We start from the raw sequence: 22387 nt of genomic DNA on the forward strand, positions 1-22387 counted from the left end.
TGTAGTGACGGGCCGCGCTCGGTACCGCGCTGATGGTGACCAGTGCTAGGACGTCCGAGCATTCCCTCATTCCGCGGCCTCGCGTTCGATTATCGCCCGGGGGCGGCGGCGGAAGGAACGGGGTGAATCCGGCCCGGTGGTCGATGGTGGCACCCGGCGGGAACATGCGGAAGCCGCCGGGTGCGGATGCGACCCGGCGGCTTGCGGAGGAGGCAGCGGCGGGTCAGCCGGCTACGCGTACGGCGAGGGCGTCGCCGATCTCCGAGGTGGAGCGGGCGGGCTTGCCGGTGCGCTCCGACAGGTCGGCGGCGACCGCCTCGTCGATGCGGGCGGCCTCGGCCTCGTGGCCGAGGTGGCGCAGCAGCAGGGCGACGGACAGCACGGTGGCGGTCGGGTCGGCCTTGCCCTGGCCGGCGATGTCCGGGGCCGAGCCGTGCACGGGCTCGAACATGGACGGGAACTCTCCGGACGGGTTGATGTTGCCGGAGGCCGCCACGCCGATGCCGCCGGAGACGGCCGCGGCGAGGTCGGTGACGATGTCGCCGAAGAGGTTGTCGGTGACGATGACGTCGAACCGCTCGGGCTGCGTGACCAGGTAGATGGTGGCCGCGTCGACGTGCATGTACTCGGTGGTGACCTCGGGGAACTCCGCGGCCACCTTGTTGAAGATGTTCGTCCACAGGTGGCCCGCGAAGGTCAGCACGTTGTTCTTGTGGATCAGTGCGAGCTTCTTGCGCGGGCGGGCCTGGGCACGGGCGAAGGCGTCCCGGACCACGCGCTCGACACCGAAGGCGGTGTTCACGGAGACCTCGGTGGCGACCTCGTGCTCGGTGCCCGTGCGGATCGTGCCGCCGTTGCCGGTGTACGGGCCCTCGGTGCCCTCGCGGACCACGACGAAGTCGATGGCCGGCTCGCCCTTGAGGGGCGTCTCCACGCCCGGCAGCAGCTTCGAGGGCCGCAGGTTGACGTGGTGGTCGAAGGCGAAGCGGAGCTTGAGCAGGAAGCCGCGCTCCAGGACGCCGGACGGCACGGAGGGGTCGCCGATCGCGCCGAGCAGGATGGCGTCGTGCTGCCTGAGCGCGTCGAGGTCGGCTTCGGTGAGGGTCTCACCGGTGGCGTGGTAGCGCCGGGCGCCGAAGTCGTACTCCTTCGTCTCCAGCTTCACATCCTGCGGAAGGACGGCGGAGAGGACCTTCAGGCCTTCGGCCACGACCTCCTGGCCGATGCCGTCACCGGGGATCACTGCGAGATTGATGCTGCGAGACATGCGGGCACCCTACTCCTCGTCCCATGGGATGACACGAGGTGTCCGTGATGCGGACACCCGCCCGGGTGACCGCACCCGTCCGTCGACGGCCGTTCACCCGTATGTGGTGCGGCCGTTGGCCTCCGCTGGGAAGTTCACTGGACATGGAGATCCCCCACTTCGGCATCCCGCCCGAGCTCGCCGGCCGGATGAGCATGGCCGAGCAGCACGAGTACCTGCGCACCCGCCTGTCGCGGCGGCGCACCCTGGTGACCGCGGGCGCGGTGGCCGGCGGGCTGCTGACCGGCTGCGGCTCCGGCCCGGACGACGGGCGGGGCGGCGCCGCGGCGACCAGGAGCCCCTCGCCGAGCACCTCGCGGGCGCCCGGCGCCCACGTCACGCCGTTCGGCCGCCATCTCGCCTTCGGCGCCGACCCCAGGACGCAGATGCGGATCTCCTGGCAGGTGCCGCTCGCGGTGCGCAAGCCCTACGTCCGGGTGGGCCTGCGCCCCGACGACCTCGGCCGCAAGGTGGAGGCCGAGCTGCGCGACCTGCGCACCCCGGGCCTGCAGGGCGTGCGCCCGGCGGTCGAGCAGTACTACCTGCACGCGGCGCTGGACGGCCTGCGCCCGGGCACCACGTACTACTACGGCGTCGGCCACGAGGGCTTCGACCCGGCCCTGCCGCCGCACCGGTCGACCGTCACGTCCTTCCGCACGGCGCCGGCGAGCCCGCCCGAGCGGTTCGTGTTCACCGCGTTCGGCGACCAGGGCGTCGGCGAGGAGGCGGTCCTCAACGACCGTACGCTGCTGCGGCGAAAGCCCGCCTTCCACCTCCACGCCGGTGACATCTGCTACGCCGACCCGACCGGCAAGGGCAGGGAGTCGGACGTGTTCGACGCGAGCCAGTGGGACCGGTTCCTGAGGCAGACCGAGCCGGTGGCCCGGTCGGTGCCGTGGATGGTGACGACCGGCAACCACGACATGGAGGCCTGGTACTCGCCCGACGGCTACGGCGGTCAACTCGCCCGGTTCTCCCTGCCGGAGAGCGGCTTCGACGCGCGGACGGCACCGGGCGTGTACGCCTTCACCTACGGCAACGTCGGCGTGGTCGCGCTCGACGCGAACGACGTGTCGTACGAGATCCCCGCCAACTTCGGCTACACGGAGGGGAGGCAGACGCGGTGGCTGGACCGCAAGCTCGGCGAGTTGAGGTCCGCGCGGGACGTCGACTTCATCGTCGTCTTCTTCCACCACTGCGCGTACTCGACGTCGACGCACGCCTCCGACGGCGGGGTGCGCGCGGCGTGGCTGCCGCTGTTCGCCCGGCACGAGGTCGACCTGGTCGTCAACGGGCACAACCACGTGTACGAGCGGACCGACGCCATCCGGAACGGCGAGGTGGGCAGGCCGGTTCCGGTGGGCGGGACCACCGATCCGCGGAGGGACGGGATCGTCTACGTCACCGCGGGCGGCGGCGGCAAGGAGCTGTACGGCTTCCCCGGCGGGGTGAAGGAGAGTTACGAGGGCAACACCACCGACCACGAGGCGGTGGGCACCTTCCGCTGGACCCGCTCCCGGGACACGGTGGCGGAGACGGCGCAGTGGTCGCGGGTGCGCTACCGCGGCTTCTCGTTCCTCTCGGTGGAGGCGGTGAGCGGGGCCAGGCCGAGGCTGGAGGTGTCGGCGGTGGCGTCGAGCGGTGAGCGGATCGACCACTTCGAGGTGCGGCGCGGGGCGTGAGGCCCCCCGCCGCACCCCGGTCGGGCGCGGCTCCCGGTACCGGTGCGGCTCAGTGGCCGGTGGATCCGCCGTTGTCCCTGCGGTCGAGGGCGCGCTGGAGCGCGGCGGCGGCGTTCTTGCGGTCGGACTCGGTCGTGCGGGAAACGTGACGGACTCGGCGGCGGACGGTCGTCTCGGCCATGGGACATCGGCTCCTTAGGCAGCACGGAGTGCAAGGGGAGAGTTTCGAGACGCCGGATGGGGCGGGGAGCGGTGCCGCAGGGATTGCCTGCACGGGGACCGGCTCACGACCGCCATTCGCTTGGTCGAGCGAGACGTTCGGCTCCTACAAAGCTAAGGGAGACCGGAGCGTCTGTCTCCACAATTACTCGGACTTCCTACTATCTGAGACGGCCGACCGGGTCACACCGCGCTGAGCTGGGCTGATTCTTACAGGACGTCCCCGTCGCGCCAGTCGAAGACCAGTTCCTCCCCGGGATCGGCCGCCGGCGCGGGCCACAGGAGGGTGCTGCCCTCCTCGTCCGGCAGATGGACACCGCCGTCCGGGCCGAGGGCGTGGATCCGGCCGGGCCAGGGCCGCCAGCCGCGGGCCGTGTACAGCGCGGCGCCGTCGTCGCTCGCGGACAGGGCCCCGACGTCGTAGGCGCGCACGACGATCTCCTCCAGGGCGCCCATGACCGCGCCGCCGAGCCCGCGCCGCCGCACGTCGCGGCGCACGGCGACGCCCTCCACGTAGCCGACGCGCAGCCAGCGCCCCCGGTACCGCGCCCGCCGCATGACCACCGCCCCGTGCGCGGCGAGCCCGTGCCCGTCGTGCACCAGGGCGTGCATGCCGCCCAGGGTGTGGTCCCAGTCCTCGTCGCCGAAGTCGCCGTCGAACGCGTCGTGCAGCAGGCCGCGTACGGCGGAGAGTTCGGCCGGGGTGAGCCGGGCGGTGTGGTCGGTGCGCACTCGGGTGGTCATCGCTCCAGTATGCGAAGGGCGCCGGCGCCGTGTGCGAGGGAGACCGGCGTCCCGGAACACGCCGGCGGGCCGGGCCCTCAGGCCCGGCCCGCCGGTGCGTCGGCTTCTCAGCCCATGTGCGGGTAGGTGTAGTCGGTCGGCGGGACCAGCGTCTCCTTGATGGCGCGGGTCAGGGTCCAGCGCATCAGGTTCTGCGGGGCGCCGGCCTTGTCGTTGGTGCCGGAGGCGCGGCCGCCGCCGAAGGGCTGCTGGCCGACGACGGCACCGGTGGACTTGTCGTTGATGTAGAAGTTGCCGGCCGCGTAGCGGAGCTTGTTCGCCGTGTACGCGGCGGCCGCGCGGTCATTGGCGATGACCGAGCCGGTCAGGGCGTAGTCGGAGACGGCCTCCATCTGGGTGAGCATCTCGTCGTACCGGTCGTCCTCGTAGACGTGCACCGCGAGGATCGGGCCGAAGTACTCGGTGCGGAACACCTCGTTGTCCGGGTCGGTGCACTCGATGACGGTCGGGCGGACGAAGTACCCCTCGGAGTCGTCGTAGGTGCCGCCCGCGACGATCGTGCAGGAGGCGTCCTCCTTGGCGCGGTCGATGGCGGCCTTGTTCTTGGCGAAGGCGCGCTCGTCGATGACGGCGCCGATGAAGTTCGACAGGTCGGTGACGTCACCCATCCTGATGCCGTCGACCTCGGCCGCGAACTCCTCCTTGAAGCCGGAGTTCCAGATCGAGGCGGGGATGTACGCCCGCGAGGTGGCGCTGCACTTCTGGCCCTGGTACTCGAAGGCACCGCGGGTCAGGGCGGTCTTCAGGATCGCCGGGTCGGCCGAGGGGTGGGCGACGAGGAAGTCCTTGCCGCCGGTCTCGCCGACCAGCCGCGGGTAGGTGCGGTACTTCTCGATGTTGTTGCCGACCGTCTTCCACAGGTACTGGAAGGTCTTGGTCGAGCCGGTGAAGTGGATGCCGGCCAGCTCCCGGTGCTCCAGGGCGACCTTGGAGACCTCGATGCCGTCACCGGTGACGAGGTTGATGACGCCCTTGGGCAGGCCGGCCTCCTCCAGCAGCTGCATCAGCAGCACGGCGGCGTGGGTCTGCGTCGGGGACGGCTTCCAGACGACGACGTTGCCCATCAGGGCGGGGGCCGTCGGCAGGTTGCCCGCGATGGCGGTGAAGTTGAAGGGCGTGATCGCGTAGACGAAGCCCTCCAGCGGACGGTGGTCCAGACGGTTCCACACGCCGGGGGCGTTGGCCGGGGGCTGCTCGGCCAGCAGCCGGCGGGCGTAGGAGACGTTGAAGCGCCAGAAGTCGACCAGCTCGCAGGGCGTGTCGATCTCGGCCTGCTGGGCGGTCTTGGACTGGCCGAGCATGGTGGAGGCGGCGAGCGTCTCGCGCCACGGGCCGGCCAGCAGCTCGGCGGCGCGCAGGATGATCGCCGCGCGGTCGTCGAAGGACATCGCGCGCCAGGCGGGCGCGGCGGCCAGGGCCGCGTCGATGGCGTCCTGGGCGTCGGCCTGCGTGGCGTTGCGGTACGTGCCGAGCACGGCCTTGTGGTTGTGCGGCTGGACGACCTGGAAGGCCTCGCCGCCACCCATCCGCTTCTCACCGCCGATGGTGCAGGGCAGGTCGATCGGGTTGTCGGCCAGCTCCTTCAGCTTGGCCTCCAGCCGGGCCCGCTCGGGCGAGCCGGGGGCGTAGCCGTGCACCGGCTCGTTGACGGGGGTGGGGACCTGGGTCACAGCGTCCATGTTTTCCGTAACTCCTTAACTGAGCGGCGGTTCGGTCTCAGCCCTTGGTGAGCATGCTTCGGGCGAAGAAGCGCAGGTTGGCCGGCTTCTCCGCCAGACGGCGCATGAAGTAGCCGTACCAGTCGGTGCCGTACGCGGTGTAGACGCGCATGCGGTGGCCCTCGGCGGCCAGCCGGAGGTGCTCCTCGGCGCGGATGCCGTAGAGCATCTGGAACTCGTAGTCGCCGGGCTTTCGCCCGGCCCGGTGAGCGAGTTCCTGGGCGATGGCGATCAGGCGCGGGTCGTGGGACCCGATCATCGGGTACCCCTCTCCGTCCATCAGCGTGCGCAGGATCCGCACGTACGCCCGGTCGATCTCGTGCTTGTCCTGGTACGCGACCGAGGCGGGCTCCTTGTAGGCGCCCTTCACCAGGCGGACCCGGCTGCCGCTCGCGGCGAGGCGGCGGGCGTCGTCCTCGGTGCGGAAGAGGTAGGCCTGGATGACGCAGCCGGTCTGCGGGAAGTCCTTCCGCAGCTCCTCGTGGATGGCGAACATCGAGTCGAGGGTGGTGTGGTCCTCGGCGTCCAGCGTGACCGTGGTGCCGATCTCGGCGGCGGCCTCGACGACCGGGCGGACGTTCTTCAGCGCCAGCTCGTGGCCGTCCTCGAGGGCTTGCCCGAACATCGACAGCTTCACCGACATCTCGGCGCGGGTGCCGAGCTCCAGCGGCTTGAGGCGGTCGATCAGCTCCAGGTAGGCGTCCCGGGCCGCGGCGGCCTGCGCCGGGTTGGTGATGTCCTCGCCGACGACGTCCATCGTCAGCTCCAGGCCCTGCCCGGAGAGGTCCCGGATGACGGGGACGATGTCGTCGACGTCCTCACCCGGGATGAAACGGTCGACGACCTGCTTGGTCACCGGAGCCGCCGAGATCAGACGTCGCATCCGGTCGCTGCGAGACGCGGCGAGAATCACGGGACCCAGCACGGGGCACCTCCAGAGCACAAGCAACGTGAGGGCCGTATCCCAGGCGGATGATGCCTCGGGTACGGCACGGAGAACCACCGTGAAACCTAAGGATCCCTCCGATCGTCTGCCATCGACAGCTGTCACGCATCCGTGCCGCATATCTCAGACAGATGTATGAAGGCGGCGGCGCGGTGGGGGACAATGCCCGGGTGACGCCGGAACACAGGGGTGACTACCAGGAGCTGGTCGACGAGATCTCGGAGCTGCTCGGCGCGCCCGCGACACTGGAGAACCGGGACTTCGAGCTGATCGCCTTCGGGGCGTACGACAGCGAGGGCGACCTCGATCCGTCGGCCCTGGACCCCGTGCGCACCCGCTCGATCCTCACCCGCCGCTCGACCGCCGCGGTCCGGGCCTGGTTCGAGGGCTTCGGCATCACCCGGGCGACGGCACCGGTCCGCATCCCGCCCACTCCGGAGGCGGGCGTGTACCGCGGCCGGATCTGCCTGCCCGTGCGGCACCGGGGCGTGGTCCACGGCTACGTCTGGCTGCTGGACGACGACCCCGGCCCGAGCGAGCGGCAGCTGTCCGCCGCCATGGGGGTGACGGCCCGGATCGGCGCCCTGCTCGCTGACGAGGCGCAGCACGGTGCCGACCTCAGCCGGGAACTGCGCGCGGTCCTCACCGCCGAGCGCGACTGGCAGCACGACATGGCCGTCGCGGAGCTGCGCACGGCCCTCGGCCCGCGGGCCGACGCGCCGCACACCGTGGTGTGTGTCGCGCCCTGGCCCTCGGCCGACCCCGACGACGCGCCGTCGGTGCGCACCGTGCCGGGCGCCGCGGCCCTGTGCACGCTGCCGTGGGGGGCGGCGGCCCAGTGCGTGGCGGTGCTGGTCCGCCTGCGCTCGGCGGACGTCCTGACTCCGGCGACGACGGCGGCGGCACGCCTGCTGGAGCGGGCGCGCGGCGCGGGCGGCCCGGGCGACCCGGCGCACGCCGCGTCGGGCGCCGGCACGCGGGGAGCGGCCGGGCCGGCCGCCGGTGTCGCCACGGCCGGGGCCGGCCTCGCCGGGCTGGGCACGGCCTGGCGGCAGGCGTCGGCGGCGGCCCGTGCCGTGCTGGCGGAGCCCCGGCTGGGACCGGTCGCCGAGTGGGCGGCGATCGGGCCGTTCCGGCTGCTCACCGCGGTGCCGCCGGAGGTGGCCCGCGACCCGGCCGTGCGGCCGCTCCTCGCCCCCGTCCACCGGGAACTCGCCCGTACCGCCGAGGTCTACCTGGACTGCGCCGGACAGGCCGCCCGGGCCGCCGCCGAGCTGGGCATCCACCGCCAGACCCTGTACTACCGCCTGTCCCGGATCGAGAAGCTGACCGGCCTCGACCTGGACGACGGCGAGGACCGGCTGCTGCTGCACATGGCGCTGAAGGGAGCGCGGCTCTCCCCCGGCGGGTTCTCGGGCCCGTCCGGGTGACACCCGTCGCCCGGACGGGCGGTTCGTACGACGAACGCGTGCCCTCGCGCGCCCCGCACGGTCACGGTTCTCCCGGTGTGCCATCGGCTGGGAGGAGCTCACGTGCGGAACCGACGTGCCCGTTGTGCCATGCGAACGGCGGTGGCGGGGCTGGCCTGCGGGGTGCTGGCCCTCGCGCTCCCGGTCCCCCACGCGAGCGCCGGGCCCGGCCGTACGGCGGCCCCTGAGGGCGGGAACGCCCACCGGGACGCATCCGGCGCCGCCGTGGTCGTCGACTGGATGCGCACGGCCGACGCCGTCATCGACGCCGAGGCCCGCCCGGGCCCGGCCGAGACGTTCGTCTGGCAGGCGTACGTCTCCGCCGCTGTGTACAACGCCGTCGTCGGCGTCGAGGGCCGCTTCGCGCCCTACGCGTGGGACGGCCGGGCGCCCCGAACGGCCTCCTCGGCGGCGGCCGCGGCCGCGGCGGCGCACCGGATGCTGCGCCACCACTTCCCCGGCGCCGCGCCCAGGCTGGACGACGCCCTCACCGGCACCCTCGCGACGGTCCCCGACGGCCGAGCCGAGGACGAGGGCGTGGCGTTCGGCCGGCGCGCCGCCGCCCATGTCATCGCCCTCCGCCGCGACGACGGCCGCGGCGCCGCGGTGTCCTTCCCGGCCGCACCGCGCCCCGGCGTCTGGCGGCCCACCCCGCCCGGGCACGAGCCCTTCGCCAGTGCCTGGCTCGGCAGGATGCGGCCCATGCTGGTGGACTCCCCGAGCCGGTTCCGGCCCGGCCCGCCACCCCCGCTCCGCTCCGCCCGCTACGCCAAGGACCTGCACGAACTGGCGGCCTACGGAGGGCGGACCGGCTCGCACCGCACGCCCGGGCAGACGGAGACCGCGCGCTACTTCGTCGCCCTCGATCTGCAGGGAGCCCTGGGCGACCACGCCATCCGGCACGGCTTCGGCATCGCCGAGACGGCGCGTCTGTACGCGGCGGCCAACACGGTCCAGGCGGACGCCGTCATCACCGCCTGGGACGCCAAACTGCACTACGGCACCTGGCGGCCCGTCACCGCGATCCGCGAGGCGGACACCGACGGCAACCCGGCGACCCGTCCCGACCGCGGCTGGGAGCCGCTGCTCACCACCCCGGCGCACCCCGACTACCTCAGCGGCCACGCCACCATGGGCGGCGCCCTGATGCGCATGCTGACCGGCGTCCTCGGCACCTCCCGCGTCGACCTGCGCATCCGGTCGGCCACCACCGGCACGACCCGCCACTACCGGCAGGCCCGCGACTACGAACGGGACGTCAGCGACGCCCGGGTCTGGGGCGGGATCCACACCCGGACGGCCGACGAGGTGGGCGTGGCCACGGGTCGCCGGCTCGCCGACTGGGCGCTGCGCAGGTACTTCCGTCCGATTCCCTGACCTCTCCGGCTCCCGAGGCGAGAGCCGACCCGCCGGGCGAGCCAAGGGCGGCCTGAGGACGAGCCGGGGCCGACCAGGGGCACACTTCTGAAAATGATTGTCATCATGCTACGGTCGTGGCGCGTTCAACCATTGCCCTTCCCTTGACTGTGCCTTGACCGAGGTGTCCCCGTGCGCGTCCCCGTCCGTCCCCTCCCCCTCGTCGCCCTCACCGCGGCCTCCGCCCTGCTCACCGGCTGCTTCTCCGGCGGCCCGGCGGCCACGGACGACTCCGGGGCGGGAGGTGGCCGCATACGCGTCGCGATGATGCAGCCCCCGCGCTCGGGACTGTCCCCGCTGTCGGACGACGCCTTCAAACTGTCGCGCTGGTCCACGGCGGAGACCCTGGTCGAGCTGGACGCGGACGGCGACGCCGAGCCGGCGCTGGCCACGAAGTGGGTGCGTTCCGGCCGGAGCTGGACCTTCACCCTGCGCCGGGGCGTCACCTTCCACGACGGGACGCCGCTCACCGCCGAAGCCGTCGTCACCTCCCTCACCAGAGCCGCCGCGGCCTCCCCCAAGCCCCGCATCCTCGACGGCGTGGACCTCACCGCGAAGGCCGACGGCGACCGGGTCACCGTCACCACCGCCACCGAGGACCCGCTGGTCCCGCAGCGGCTCAGCTCCCCGCAGCTGTCGATCCTGGCCGCCAGGGCCTACCGCGGGAAGACCGTGAACCCCGTCGGCGCGGGCACCGGCCCCTTCGAGCTGACCGAGGTCGACGGCACCTCCTCCGCCGCCCTCGACCGCTACGACGGCTACTGGGGGAAGAAGGCCAAGGCACCCGGCATCGACGTCCGGTTCGTGCCGGACGGCACCGCCCGTGCCGCCGCCCTGCGCAGCGGCGAGGCCGACATCGTGGAGGCCGTGCCGGTGTCCCAGGCCGCCGTCCTCGACCAGGACCTGATCACCGAGGTCCCGATGCCGCGCACCAACACCCTCTACCTGAACACCCGCACGGGCGTCTTCAAGGACCCGGCGCTGCGGGCGGCGGCCCGTGAGGCCGTCGACGCCGCGTCGATCGTGAAGGGCGTGTACGAGGGACGCGCCGACGTCGCCGAGGGACTGCTCGGCCCCGCCCTGCCCTGGGCGGCCGGACTGCGCACGCCGGTGCGGCGCACCGAGGCCGGCGACCCGGCCGGCAGGACCGTCACCATCGGCACCTTCACCGACCGCGCCGAACTGCCCGAGGTCGCCGCCGCACTGCAACAGCAGCTGCAGAAGGCCGGATTCAAGGTGAAGCTCGACATCCGCGAGTACGCCAACATCGAGTCCGACGCCCTGGCGGGCCGGTTCGACGCCTTCATCCTCTCCCGCGCCACCGTCCTGGACTCCGGCGACCCGGCCGCCTATCTCCACAGCGACTTCGCCTCCGACGGCTCCTTCAACATCTCCCAACTCGCCGACCCGGCCGTGGACAAGGCCCTGCGGAAGGCCGGCACGACCCCGGCCGGTGAAGCCCGGCGCAAGGCGGTCGTCGCCGCCGAGGCCGCCGTCCTCGGCACGGACGCGGCCGTGCCCCTGCTGCACGAACGCGTGATCCAGGGCGACGCGCCCGGTGTCTCCGGCGCCGCGCACGACCCGCGCGAGCGGGAGCTGGTCACGGCGGACACCCACGTCGAGTGAGGTCCCGCATACCGCGCCCGGCCGGCGCCGCCGCGCTCACCCGCCTGCTCTGCCTGGCCGCCGTGCTGGCCGCCGTCGGCCTGCTGCCCTGGCTCTCCGGCCGTGACCCGGCCCTGGCCGTGCTGCGGGCCCGGTCCGCCGAGCAGGACCCGACCGAGGAAGCCCTGGCATCCGTCCGGCGGGATCTCGGCCTGGACGCCGGTCCGTCGTCCCTGCTGGGCGGCTGGGCCGCCGGCCTGCTGCGCGGGGACCTCGGCACGTCCTGGGTGTCGGGCACCGAGGTGCTGCCCTCCGTGGTCTCCGGGCTCCAGGTGTCGCTGGCGCTGATGGGCGCCGCCCTGGGCGTGGCCCTGCTGCTGGCGTGCGCGCTGGTCGCGCCGGCGCTGGCGCGGGGCCGGGCCTCGGCCGGGGCGTGGGCCGCGATGCTGGCCGCCGTGCCCGAGTTCCTGCTGGCCACGGTCGCGCTGCTGGTCTTCGGTGTGTGGCTGGGGTGGCTGCCGACGTCGGGCTGGGTGGGCCCGCAGAACATGGTGCTGCCCGCCGTGGCCCTCGGCGTCCCCGCGGGCGGGCTGCTCGGCCGCCTGGTCGCGGACGCGCTGCCCGCCGTGCTCGACGAGCGGTGGGCGGAGCTGTGGCGGGGCGCCGGGGTGAGCCGGGCGCGGATCGCGGGGGCGGCGCTGCGGCGCGTCCTGCCGCCGCTGGTCCCGCAGTTCGGGATGGTCGCCGTCGGGCTCACCGGTGGCGCGGTCGCCGTGGAGACGGTGTTCGCCGTGCCGGGCATCGGCCGTACCGCGCTCGGAGCGGCCAAGTCGCAGGACCTTCCGCTGCTGCAGGGCGCGGTGCTCGCGCTGCTCGCGCTCGGTCTGGTCACGGGCGCGTTCGCGGCGCTCGCCCGGCGGCGGCTGCTGGGCCCGGCCCTGCGGGACGCCTCGCTGGCCCTGCCCCCGGCCCGGCCCGTGCGCGTCCGTCCCGCGATTCCGTTGTCGCTGTTCACCGTCCTCGCCGTGACCATCGGCTGGGGCCTGCTGCGCGACCCCTACACCGTCGACACCGCGGTCCGCCTGGCCGCGCCCTCCCGGGCGCACCCGCTCGGCACCGACGGACTCGGCCGCGACGTCCTCGCCCGCCTCGGGCACGGCGCCGCCTCCACCGTCGGCACGGCGGCGGCCGTCTGCCTGCTGAGCCTGGCGGTCGCGCTCGCCCTGGGCTTCCTGCCCCGGATCGCGGAGGGCGCGGCGGACATCGCCAACGCCCTGCCCCCGGTGATCGTCGGCATCCTGGTCGCCGCGGCCGTCGGCCCCGGCACCGGCGGGGCGGCCCTCGCGGTCGCGCTGATCTCCTGGCCCGCCCTGTCCGCGCACGCGGCGGCGCTGGTGCAGGAGGTGCGGGCGTCGGCGTTCCTGACCGCCCAGCACGCCATCGGGGCGAGCCCGTGGTGGATCCTCACCCGGCACGTCCTGCCGTCGGTGGCCGGCCCGGTCGCCCGCCACGCGCTGCTGCGCCTGCCGGGCATCGCGCTGGCCCTGGCCTCGCTGGGCTTCCTCGGCCTCGGCGCCCAGCCGCCCGCCCCCGAGTGGGGTCTGCTGCTCGACGAGTCCCGCGCCTACGTGGAACGCGCCCCGTGGGCGGCCCTCGCCCCGGCGGTGGCGCTGGCTCTGCTGGCGGGCCTCGCGGTGTCGGGCGCCGCCCTCACCCGGCGGCCCCGGACCCCGCGCACCACCCCGCGCACCAGCCCGGCTCCGGCCCGGAAGGAGAACCCCGTTGGAGTCTGAACCACTGCTGTCGGTACGCGGCTTGCGGATCGCCTTCGACGGGGTCGAGGCCGTGCGCGGCCTGTCCTTCGACGTCCGCCCCCGTGAAGTCCTGGCGATCGTCGGCGAGTCGGGAGCGGGCAAGTCCCTCACCGCCCGCGCCCTTCTGGGCATGCTGCCGCGCGGCGCGGCCCTGAGCGGCACGATCAGCCCGGACCTGTCGGCCCACCGCGGCCGGCGCATCTCGCTGGTCCCGCAGGACGCCCTGTCCGCCCTGTCCCCCGTCCACCCGGTCGGCGACCAACTCGCGGCCGCCGTACGGTCGGTGGCCGGGGTGTCCCGCAAGGAGGCCCGGGCCCGGGCGGTCGCGGCCCTGGACCGCGTCGGCATCCCGGACGCGGCACGCCGGGCACGGGCCTACCCGCACGAGTACTCCGGCGGCATGCGGCAGCGCGCGGTGATCGCCATGGCGACGATCAACGACCCCGACGTCGTCGTCGCCGACGAACCCACCACCGCCCTGGACGAGGAACGCCGCGACCAGGTGCTGCGGCTGCTGGCCGAGCAGCGTGCGGCGGTCGGCGCCGCGCTGGTCCTGGTCACCCACGACATGGACGCCGTCCAGGGGCACGCGGACCGTGCGCTGGTCATGTACGCGGGACGCCTCGCCGAACTCGGCCCGGCCGACGCGGTGCTGACCCGGCCCCGCGCCCCCTACACGGCCGGGCTGCTGGCGTCGCTCCCGCAGCACGCGCCCCCGGGCCGCCGCCTGCCCGCCCTGCGCGGCGCGCCACCCGCGCCGGGCACACTGTCCCCGGGCTGCGCCTTCGCCCCGCGCTGCCCCCTGGCGGCCGAGGTCTGCCGCACGGCGGAACCCGAGCCCCGCCCGGCCGACGGCCGTCTGATCGCCTGCCACCGCTGGGAGGAACTCCCCCATCCCGCGGCCCCGTTGTTCGCCGAGGAGCGGCAGCCCGCATGAGTGATCCCCTGCTCGACGTCCGCGACCTGGTCGTCCGCCACGGCCGGGTGACCGCCGTGGACGGCGTCTCTTTCTCCCTGGCAGCCGGCGAGACCCTCGCCCTGAACGGCCCGTCCGGCTGCGGCAAGTCCTCGACCGCCCTCGCGGTGCTCCAGCTGCGCCGCCCGGACGCCGGTGAAGTCCGTTTCGAAGGGCGGGAGTTGACCACCCTGCCGGAGCGCGAGCTGCGCCCGCTGCGCCCCCGGATGCAGCCCGTCCTCCAGGACCCGTACGGCTCGCTCAGCCCTCGCCACCGCATCCGGGACGCCATCGCCGAGCCGCTGAAGGTGCGGGGCCGCTGGCACCCCGTCGACGGTCCGGCCCGGGTCGCCGAGCTCCTGGACCGGGTCGGCCTCGACCCCGCCTACGGCGACCGCCGGCCGCACGAACTCTCCGGCGGCCAGTGCCAGCGCGCCGGCATCGCCCGCGCCCTGGCCTGCGACCCGCGGCTGCTGGTCCTGGACGAGCCGGTGTCGTCACTGGACCCGTCGGTCCGCGCGGGCGTGCTGAACCTGCTCGCCGACCTCCAGGACGACCTGGGCCTCGGCTATCTGTTCATCTGCCACGACCGGGCGGTCGTCCGGCGCGTCGCGGACCGGGTGCTGGAGATGCGCGCGGGGCGGATCACTGCGCGGCGGCGGCCTCGATGATCTGGCGCAGCCCTTCGGTGAGCTGCCCGGCCTCGGGCGCCCGCTCGGGGTCGAAGGTCCACTGCGCCATGAGGCCCATCATCAGCGTCAGGTAGAAGTACCCGAGGGTGTCCACCCGCTCCTCCGGGACGTCGTCCTCGTGCCCGCCGTGGAAGAGCGTGATGATGCCGCGCGCCCCGCCCCGCTGGGCCCGCGCGAGATGGTCGCGCACCTCGGGCAGCTGGTCCCCCATGGCCACGATCTCCGTGCTGAGCCGCCACAGCGAGCCCGGATCCCGCATGGTCGCGATGATGTTCGACCAGACCTCGGCGAACCGCTCCAGCGACCCCGGCGCGCCCCGCAGCTCACCGCCGCCCTCGAAGGCCTCGGACATCCCCTCCACCATCTCGATGTAGGCCTGCGCGAGCAGCGCGTCCTTCGAGCCGTAGTGGTAGCCGATCGAGGCCAGGTTGGTCCCCGACTCCTTGACGATGTCGCGCGCGGTGGTGCGCAGGAAGCCCTTGGCCAGCAGGCAGCGCTGGGCCCCTGCCAGCAGATCCTCACGGTGTCCCATGGCCCGCCACCCTACCCCTGGATCCAGACAGGCGTATTAAACAAGCGTACTAGACAAGCGTTTAAGACGCTCGTACAGTCCTGCCCATGACGACGAACCCGTCCCCTCCCGCCCTCGCCGGCCGCCGCGAATGGACCGCGCTGGGCGTGCTCATGCTCCCGCTGCTCCTGGTCTCGATGGACGTCTCCGTCCTGTACTTCGCGGTCCCGGAGATCAGCGCCGACCTGGCGCCCTCCGGCACGCAGCAGCTGTGGATCTTCGACATCTACGCCTTCGTCCTGGCCGGCCTGCTGATGACGATGGGCGCCCTCGGCGACCGGATCGGCCGCCGCCGGCTCCTGCTGATCGGGGCGGCCGCCTTCGGGGCGGCCTCCCTGGCGGCGGCGTACGCCCACAGCCCCGAGGCCCTGATCGCGGCCCGCGCGGTCCTCGGCATCGGCGGGGCGACCCTGATGCCCTCCACCCTGGCGCTGGTGCGCACGATGTTCACCGACCCGGGGCAGCGGGCGAAGGCGATCGCCCTGTGGACCGGCGTGATGACCGGCGGCGTCGCACTCGGCTCGGTGATGAGCGGGGTGCTCGTCGAGTGGTTCTGGTGGGGCTCGGTCTTCCTGGTGAACCTGCCGGCGATGGCCCTGCTGCTGATCCTCGGCCCGATCCTGCTCCCCGAGTCGCGCGACCCCTCCCCGGGCCGCTTCGACGGGCTGAGCGTCCCGCTGTCCATGGCGGCGGTGCTCCCGGTGATCTACGGCCTGAAGGAGATCACCACCGAGGGCTGGAACGTGCGCTACGTCGTCTCGGTCACCGTCGGCCTGCTCTTCGCCGCCCTGTTCGTGCACCGCCAGCGCACCGCGGCCTCCCCCATGATCCCGCCGGCCCTCTTCCACGGCCGGGGCTTCGGGCCCGCCGTCGTGCTCAACCTGCTCTCGCTGTTCGCGATGATGGGCTCGGCGTTCTTCACGACCCAGTACATCCAGTCGGTGCTCGGCAAGAGCGCGCTGGAGGCCTCGCTGTGGGCCCTGCTCCCCTCGGTGCCGATCGGCATGGCGGCCCCGGTCGCCACGCAGCTGGTGCGCCGGGGACTGTCCCGCGTCGCGGTCGTCACGGCCGGGTTCCTGGTCTCGGCGAGCGGTTACGTCCTGCTGGCCCTGGCCGGGCCCGGGTCCATGGCCCTGGTGCTGACGGCCTGCGGCGTCCTGGCCTTCGGCATCGTGATGGTGACGACCCAGGTCATGGACCTGGCCCTGGGCGCGGCGCCGGTGGAACGGGCAGCCACGGCCTCGTCCCTGATGGAGACCGGCGCGGAGTTCGGCGGCGCCCTGGGCATGGCGGTCCTGGGCTCCATCGGGACGGCGGTCTACCGACACGAGATGCCCGGCTCCGCCCCGGCTCCCGCCCACGAGACGCTGGGCGGCGCGCTGGCCGTGGCCGAGCAGTCGCCGGGGCGCGCGGGGGACGCCCTGGCGACGGCCGCCCGGCAGGCCTTCACCAGCGGGATGAACGGGGCGGCGCTGGCGGGGGCGGCGGTCCTGCTGGGCGCGGCGGTCTTCGCGGCGCTGACGCTGCGGCGGGTGCCCGGCTTCGCGGGGCCGGGGACGCGGAACGCCGGACGGGCCGAGTCGCTCAGCCCGTCCGGCGTGTGAGGAACGCACGGGGGCCCTGGGCGGGCCCCCTCATAAGTCAGGCCAGGTTCACCGAACGGGCCGACGTGGCGCCGATCTCCGCGGCCACCTCGGCCAGCACCGCGGCGGTCACCGTGTCGTCCACGGTGAGGACGGCCAGCGCCTCGCCGCCGACCGCGGCGCGCGCGACCTGCATGCCGGCGATGTTGATGCCCGCCTCGCCCAGGATGCGGCCGACCGTGCCGACGACACCCGGGCGGTCCTCGTAGCGCAGCACCACCATGTGGTCGGCGAGCGCGAGGTCCACGTCGTAGTCACCGACGGCGACGATCTTCTGCAGGTGCTTCGGGCCGGCCAGCGTGCCGGAGACCGACACCTCCTCGCCGTCGGCGAGGGTGCCGCGCACCGTGACGACGTTGCGGTGCTCGGTCGCCTCGGAGCTGGTGGTCAGCCGCACCTCGACACCGCGCTCCTGCGCGAACAGCGGGGCGTTCACGTACGACACGGTCTCGTCGACGACGTCCTCGAAGACACCCTTGAGGGCGGAGAGCTCCAGCACCTTCACGTCGTGCTGGGTGATCTCGCCGTAGACCTCGACGTCGAGGCGGACCGCGACCTCACCGGCGAGCGCGGTGAAGATCCGGCCGAGGCGCTCGGCCAGCGGCAGCCCCGGCTTGACGTCCTCGGCGATGACACCGCCCTGCACGTTCACCGCGTCCGGCACGAGCTCGCCGGCCAGGGCGAGGCGCACCGAGCGGGCGACGGCGATACCGGCCTTCTCCTGCGCCTCGTCCGTGGAGGCACCGAGGTGCGGGGTGGCGACGACCTGGTCGAACTCGAACAGCGGGGAGTCCGTGCAGGGCTCCTTCGCGTACACGTCGAGACCGGCACCGGCGACCCGGCCCTCCTTGAGGGCGGAGTACAGCGCCTCCTCGTCGACGATCCCGCCGCGCGCGGCGTTGACGATGCGCACGCTGGGCTTGACCTTGCGCAGCGCCTCGTCACCGATCAGGCCGAGGGTCTCGGGCGTCTTCGGAAGGTGGACGGTGATGAAGTCGGAGACCTCCAGCAGCTCGTCCAGCGAGAGCACCTTGACGCCCATCTGCGCGGCCCGGGCGGGCTGCACGTAGGGGTCGTAGGCGACGACCTTCATGCCGAAGGCCGACATGCGCTGCGCGACGAGCGCGCCGATGCGGCCGAGGCCGACGACGCCGAGGGTCTTCTCGGCCAGCTCGACACCCGTGTACTTGCTGCGCTTCCACTCGCCGTTCTTCAGCGCGGCGTTGGCCTGCGGGATGTTGCGGGCGGTGGCGAGCAGCAGACCGCAGGCCAGCTCGGCGGCGGTCACGATGTTCGAGGTGGGGGCGTTGACGACCATCACGCCGGCCTTGGTGGCGGCGGAGACGTCCACGTTGTCCAGGCCGACGCCGGCTCGTGCGACGACCTTCAGCTTCTTCGCGGCGGCGATCGCCTCGGCGTCGACCTTGGTGGCCGAGCGGATCAGGATCGCGTCCACCTCGGCGACGGCGGGGAGCAGCTCGGCTCGGTCCGCGCCGTTGCAGTGCCGGATCTCGAAGTCCGGGCCCAGGGCGTCGACGGTGGCGGGCGACAGCTCTTCAGCGATGAGTACGACGGGTTTCGAGCTCACGTGAGTCCTCACAAGTCCAGTGCTGCGGACGGCCGTCCCGACGGCCGCAGGCGGTGGAGGGGTGCTTGCCGCGTGGAAGACGCACGACGCTGTGGGCCTGACGCGTATATATGCAGCAGTGTAGTGGTGCGGCAGGGGGCGTCTTACGTCTCTGCGCAAGGATCACCCGGACGAGAAAGGGCCCGGCCGCGGCGTCGGTGCCGCGGCCGGGCCCGAGGGCTCACGCCTCCTCGTCGACCCAGCTCATGAGCTTGCGCAGCTCCTTGCCGGTGGTCTCCAGCAGGTGCTCGGAGTCCTGCTTCTTGTACTCGTTGTACTTCTTCAGACCGCCGTGGTACTCGTCCATCCAGTTCTTGGCGAACGTGCCGTCCTGGATCTCGGCGAGGACCTTCTTCATCTCGGCCTTGGTGGCGTCCGTGATGATGCGCGGGCCGGTGACGTAGTCGCCCCACTCGGCGGTCTCGGAGATCGACCAGCGCATCTTCTCCAGGCCGCCCTCGTACATGAGGTCCACGATCAGCTTCAGCTCGTGCAGGCACTCGAAGTAGGCGATCTCCGGCTGGTAGCCGGCCTCGGTCAGCGTCTCGAAGCCCGCCTTGACCAGTGCCGCGGTGCCACCGCACAGAACGGCCTGCTCACCGAACAGGTCGGTCTCGGTCTCCTCGGTGAAGGTCGTCTTGATGACGCCGGCGCGGGTGCCGCCGATGCCCTTCGCGTAGGACAGGGCCAGCTGGAAGCCGTTGCCCGTGGCGTCCTGCTCGACGGCGGCGATGCAGGGAACGCCGCGGCCCTCCTCGTACTGGCGGCGGACCAGGTGGCCCGGGCCCTTCGGGGCGACCATGCAGACGTCCACGCCGGCCGGGGGCTTGATGAAGCCGTAGCGGATGTTCAGGCCGTGGCCGAAGAACAGGGCGTCGCCGTCGTTGAGGTTCGGGGCGATGTGCTCCTCGTAGACCTGCGCCTGGATGGGGTCCGGGACGAGGATCATGATGACGTCGGCCTCGGCGGCGGCCTCCGACGGGCTCACCACGCGCAGGCCCTGCTCCTCGGCCTTGGCCTTGGACGTGGAGCCCTCGTGCAGACCGACGCGGACGTCGACACCCGAGTCGCGCAGCGACAGCGCGTGGGCGTGGCCCTGGCTGCCGTACCCGATGACCGCGACCTTGCGGCCCTGGATGATGGACAGGTCGGCGTCGGCGTCGTAGAACAGCTCGGCCACTTTGGGTTCTCTCCTCGGGAGTGCAGGTGTTGCGTCCCACCGTATGACGGGGGGCGGAAGGGAAGTCTGAGGGTCTCGGAATACGGGCGGCCGACGGCGTGCCGACCGCCCGTTTCCCGTCTTACGCCGACCGGTCGAGGGCGCGCAGCGACCGGTCCGTGATGGAACGGGCGCCGCGGCCGATCGCGATCGTGCCGGACTGCACGAGCTCCTTGATGCCGTACGGCTCCAGCATCTTGAGCATCGCGGAGAGCTTCTCGCCGGATCCGGTGGCCTCGATGGTGACGGCCTCCGGGGAGACGTCGACGGTCTTGGCGCGGAACAGCTGGACGATCTCGACGATCTGCGAGCGCGTCTCGTTGTCGGCGCGCACCTTCACCAGGACGAGTTCGCGCTGCACCGCCTGCGAGGGTTCCAGCTCGACGATCTTCAGCACGTTGACGAGCTTGTTGAGCTGCTTGGTGACCTGCTCCAGCGGCAGGTCCTCCACGCCGACCACGATGGTGATGCGGGAGATGTCGGGGTGCTCGGTGACACCGACGGCGAGCGAGTCGATGTTGAAGCCGCGGCGGGAGAACAGGGCGGCGATCCGGGCGAGGATGCCGGGGGTGTTCTCCACCAGGACGGAGAGCGTGTGCTTGGACATGGTCTGCTTCCTTCAGGGCTCTCAGTCGTCTTCGTTGTCACCGAAGTCCGGGCGGACGTCCCGGGCGGCCATGATCTCGTCGTTGGAGGTGCCGGCGGCGACCATCGGCCAGACCATGGCGTCCTCGTGGACGATGAAGTCGACGACCACGGGACGGTCGTTGATGGCGTTCGCCTCTTCGATGACCTTGTCGAGGTCGTCCGGGGACTCGCAGCGGATGGCGTGGCAGCCCATGGCCTCCGACAGCTTCACGAAGTCCGGGACGCGGGTGCCGCGGGCCTGCGGGTTGACGTCGTCCGGGCCCGAGTGCAGGACCGTGTTGGAGTACCGCTGGTTGTAGAAGAGGGTCTGCCACTGGCGGACCATCCCGAGGGCGCCGTTGTTGATGACGGCGACCTTGATCGGGATGTTGTTCAGGGCGCAGGTGGCCAGTTCCTGGTTGGTCATCTGGAAGCAGCCGTCGCCGTCGATGGCCCAGACGGCCCGGTCGGGCGCTCCGGCCTTGGCGCCCATGGCGGCCGGGACCGCGTAGCCCATCGTCCCGGCGCCGCCGGAGTTGAGCCAGGTGCCGGGCCGGTCGTACTCGATGAAGTGGGCGGCCCACATCTGGTGCTGGCCGACGCCCGCCGTGAAGATCGTGCCCTCGGGGGCGAGCTGCCCGATGCGCTCGATGACCTGCTGCGGGGAGAGCGAGCCGTCGTCGGGCTGGTCGTAGCCGAGCGGGTAGGTCTCGCGCCAGCGGTTCAGGTCGTTCCACCACATGGTGTAGTCGCCCCGGTGACCCTCGCTGTGCTCCTTCTGCACGGCCTGGATCAGGTCGGCGATGACCTCGCGGGCGTCGCCGACGATCGGCACGTCGGCGGCGCGGTTCTTGCCGATCTCGGCCGGGTCGATGTCGGCGTGGACGATCTTGGCGAGCGGGGCGAAGCTGTCCAGCTTGCCGGTGACGCGGTCGTCGAAGCGGGCGCCGAGGGCGACGATCAGGTCCGCCTTCTGCAGGCCGGTGACGGCGGCCACCGAGCCGTGCATGCCGGGCATGCCCAGGTGCTGCGGGTGGTTGTCCGGGAACGCGCCGAGCGCCATCAGGGTGGTGGTGACGGGCGCGCCGGTCAGCTCGGCGAGGACCTTCAGCTCGGCGGTGGCCTTGGCCTTCAGGACGCCGCCGCCGACGTACAGCACGGGCCGGCGGGCCTGGGTGATCAGCTTGGCGGCCTCGCGGATCTGCTTGGCGTGCGGCTTGGTCACCGGGCGGTAGCCGGGCAGGTCCATGGCCGGCGGCCAGGAGAAGGTCGTCTTCGCCTGGAGGGCGTCCTTGGCGATGTCGACCAGGACCGGGCCGGGGCGTCCGGTGGAGGCGATGTGGAAGGCCTGGGCGATGACCCGCGGGATGTCCTCGGCCTTGGTGACGAGGAAGTTGTGCTTGGTGATCGGCATGGTGATGCCGACGATGTCCGCCTCCTGGAAGGCGTCCGTGCCGATCGCCTTGGACGCCACCTGGCCGGTGATCGCGACCATGGGCACCGAGTCCATGTGCGCGTCGGCGATCGGGGTGACCAGGTTGGTGGCGCCGGGGCCGGAGGTCGCCATGCAGACGCCGACCTTGCCGGTGGCCTGCGCGTAGCCCTCGGCCGCGTGGCCGGCGCCCTGCTCGTGCCGGACCAGGACGTGGCGCACCTTGGTGGAGTCCATCAGGGGGTCGTACGCGGGGAGGATGCAACCGCCGGGAATGCCGAATACCGTGTCGGCGCCGACCTCCTCGAGAGAGCGGATGAGGGACTGCGCGCCCGTCACCTGCTCGGGGGCGGAGTGTCCTCCGGATCGGGGCCGGGGCTGCGGGTGGTGGGCCCCGGTGGCCTGCTCGGTCATCGGCATTCTCTTCTCAGATACTGAGGGTTTTTTGCGAGGTTTCTGCGGTTTTCGACTGCTGCACGGAAGGCCCTTGTGCAACAAAAAACCCCTCGTGCCGTAAGGCAAGCGAGGGGAGCGCGCCGGGTGGGGTCGCTGAGCGGTCGAGGCTCAGCGTCAGCCGACGCGCTTTCCAAGTACGAGAATTCGGGTGCGCATGGCACAGACCCTCCCCCCGGCACGCACCCA

18 protein-coding genes are annotated in these 22387 nt (G+C 72.7%); 8 read left to right on the forward strand and 10 right to left on the reverse strand.

Features of this window, described 5'->3' with window-relative positions:
* Nucleotides 1-223: 223 nt before the first annotated feature.
* Nucleotides 224-1267 (reverse strand): 3-isopropylmalate dehydrogenase, encoded by a 1044-nt coding sequence (locus ACPXCS_RS24290; protein ID WP_425947675.1) that lies wholly within the window; start codon nucleotides 1265-1267, stop codon nucleotides 224-226.
* A gap of 143 nt (nucleotides 1268-1410) precedes the next feature.
* On the opposite strand from ACPXCS_RS24290, the gene ACPXCS_RS24295 reads away from it, so the two are divergent.
* Nucleotides 1411-2988 carry a purple acid phosphatase family protein gene (locus tag ACPXCS_RS24295; protein WP_425947673.1) on the forward strand — a complete coding sequence of 526 codons (1578 nt, stop codon included), beginning with the start codon at nucleotides 1411-1413 and terminating at the stop codon, nucleotides 2986-2988.
* A gap of 49 nt (nucleotides 2989-3037) precedes the next feature.
* Here the strand turns inward: ACPXCS_RS24295 and ACPXCS_RS24300 are convergent, their stop codons facing one another.
* The 4 genes from ACPXCS_RS24300 to ACPXCS_RS24315 form a co-directional block, all read right to left on the reverse strand.
* Nucleotides 3038-3169 carry a hypothetical protein gene (locus ACPXCS_RS24300; protein ID WP_005479955.1) on the reverse strand — a complete coding sequence of 44 codons (132 nt, stop codon included), beginning with the start codon at nucleotides 3167-3169 and terminating at the stop codon, nucleotides 3038-3040.
* 248 nt (nucleotides 3170-3417) lie between these two features.
* A complete protein-coding gene (locus ACPXCS_RS24305) occupies nucleotides 3418-3951 on the reverse strand; it encodes a GNAT family N-acetyltransferase (protein ID WP_425947671.1) in 534 nt (177 codons plus the stop codon).
* Nucleotides 3952-4058: 107 nt separating this feature from the next.
* A complete protein-coding gene (pruA, locus tag ACPXCS_RS24310) occupies nucleotides 4059-5690 on the reverse strand; it encodes an L-glutamate gamma-semialdehyde dehydrogenase (RefSeq protein ID WP_425947670.1) in 1632 nt (543 codons plus the stop codon).
* Between the two features lie 37 nt (nucleotides 5691-5727).
* A complete protein-coding gene (locus ACPXCS_RS24315; protein ID WP_425947668.1) occupies nucleotides 5728-6654 on the reverse strand; it encodes a proline dehydrogenase family protein in 927 nt (308 codons plus the stop codon).
* A 152-nt stretch (nucleotides 6655-6806) separates the two neighbouring features.
* On the opposite strand from ACPXCS_RS24315, the gene ACPXCS_RS24320 reads away from it, so the two are divergent.
* The 6 genes from ACPXCS_RS24320 to ACPXCS_RS24345 all read left to right on the forward strand — a co-directional run bounded on the left by ACPXCS_RS24320 (nucleotide 6807) and on the right by ACPXCS_RS24345 (nucleotide 14605).
* A complete protein-coding gene (locus tag ACPXCS_RS24320) occupies nucleotides 6807-8105 on the forward strand; it encodes a PucR family transcriptional regulator (protein ID WP_425947667.1) in 1299 nt (432 codons plus the stop codon).
* A 129-nt stretch (nucleotides 8106-8234) separates the two neighbouring features.
* Nucleotides 8235-9521 (forward strand): vanadium-dependent haloperoxidase, encoded by a 1287-nt coding sequence (locus ACPXCS_RS24325; protein WP_425947666.1) that lies wholly within the window; start codon nucleotides 8235-8237, stop codon nucleotides 9519-9521.
* A 171-nt stretch (nucleotides 9522-9692) separates the two neighbouring features.
* Entirely contained in the window at nucleotides 9693-11186 is a 1494-nt protein-coding gene (locus tag ACPXCS_RS24330) for an ABC transporter substrate-binding protein (RefSeq protein WP_425947664.1), read from the forward strand.
* Nucleotides 11183-12958 (forward strand): ABC transporter permease subunit, encoded by a 1776-nt coding sequence (locus ACPXCS_RS24335; protein WP_425947662.1) that lies wholly within the window; start codon nucleotides 11183-11185, stop codon nucleotides 12956-12958. Before ACPXCS_RS24330 ends, ACPXCS_RS24335 begins: the two co-directional genes overlap by 4 nt.
* Entirely contained in the window at nucleotides 12948-13916 is a 969-nt protein-coding gene (locus tag ACPXCS_RS24340) for an ABC transporter ATP-binding protein (RefSeq protein WP_425947660.1), read from the forward strand. Before ACPXCS_RS24335 ends, ACPXCS_RS24340 begins: the two co-directional genes overlap by 11 nt.
* Nucleotides 13913-14605, forward strand: a complete 693-nt coding sequence (locus ACPXCS_RS24345) for an ATP-binding cassette domain-containing protein (RefSeq protein ID WP_425947658.1) — start codon at nucleotides 13913-13915, stop codon at nucleotides 14603-14605. The genes ACPXCS_RS24340 and ACPXCS_RS24345 overlap by 4 nt, the downstream gene beginning before the upstream one ends.
* Here ACPXCS_RS24345 and ACPXCS_RS24350 read toward each other — a convergent pair.
* Entirely contained in the window at nucleotides 14580-15158 is a 579-nt protein-coding gene (locus ACPXCS_RS24350) for a TetR/AcrR family transcriptional regulator (RefSeq protein WP_425947656.1), read from the reverse strand. The genes ACPXCS_RS24345 and ACPXCS_RS24350 overlap by 26 nt on opposite strands.
* 86 nt (nucleotides 15159-15244) lie before the next feature.
* Between ACPXCS_RS24350 and ACPXCS_RS24355 the strand changes: the two genes are divergently transcribed.
* A complete protein-coding gene (locus ACPXCS_RS24355) occupies nucleotides 15245-16801 on the forward strand; it encodes an MFS transporter (protein ID WP_425947654.1) in 1557 nt (518 codons plus the stop codon).
* A gap of 37 nt (nucleotides 16802-16838) precedes the next feature.
* Here ACPXCS_RS24355 and serA read toward each other — a convergent pair whose 3' ends face one another.
* From serA to ACPXCS_RS24375, 4 genes are all read right to left on the reverse strand, one after another.
* Nucleotides 16839-18428 (reverse strand): phosphoglycerate dehydrogenase, encoded by a 1590-nt coding sequence (serA, locus tag ACPXCS_RS24360; protein WP_425947652.1) that lies wholly within the window; start codon nucleotides 18426-18428, stop codon nucleotides 16839-16841.
* A 220-nt stretch (nucleotides 18429-18648) separates the two neighbouring features.
* Nucleotides 18649-19647, reverse strand: coding sequence for a ketol-acid reductoisomerase (ilvC, locus tag ACPXCS_RS24365; protein WP_425947651.1), 999 nt, complete (start codon nucleotides 19645-19647; stop codon nucleotides 18649-18651).
* Nucleotides 19648-19768: 121 nt separating this feature from the next.
* Nucleotides 19769-20293 (reverse strand): acetolactate synthase small subunit, encoded by a 525-nt coding sequence (gene ilvN / locus ACPXCS_RS24370; RefSeq protein WP_010048631.1) that lies wholly within the window; start codon nucleotides 20291-20293, stop codon nucleotides 19769-19771.
* A 21-nt stretch (nucleotides 20294-20314) separates the two neighbouring features.
* On the reverse strand, nucleotides 20315-22159 hold the full coding sequence (locus ACPXCS_RS24375) for an acetolactate synthase large subunit (RefSeq protein WP_425947649.1): 1845 nt from the start codon (nucleotides 22157-22159) through the stop codon (nucleotides 20315-20317).
* Between the last annotated feature and the right edge of the window lie 228 nt (nucleotides 22160-22387).

It is taken from the genome of Streptomyces sp. DT190 (assembly GCF_049846985.1).
In the GTDB taxonomy this organism is placed as follows: Bacteria; Actinomycetota; Actinomycetes; order Streptomycetales; family Streptomycetaceae; genus Streptomyces.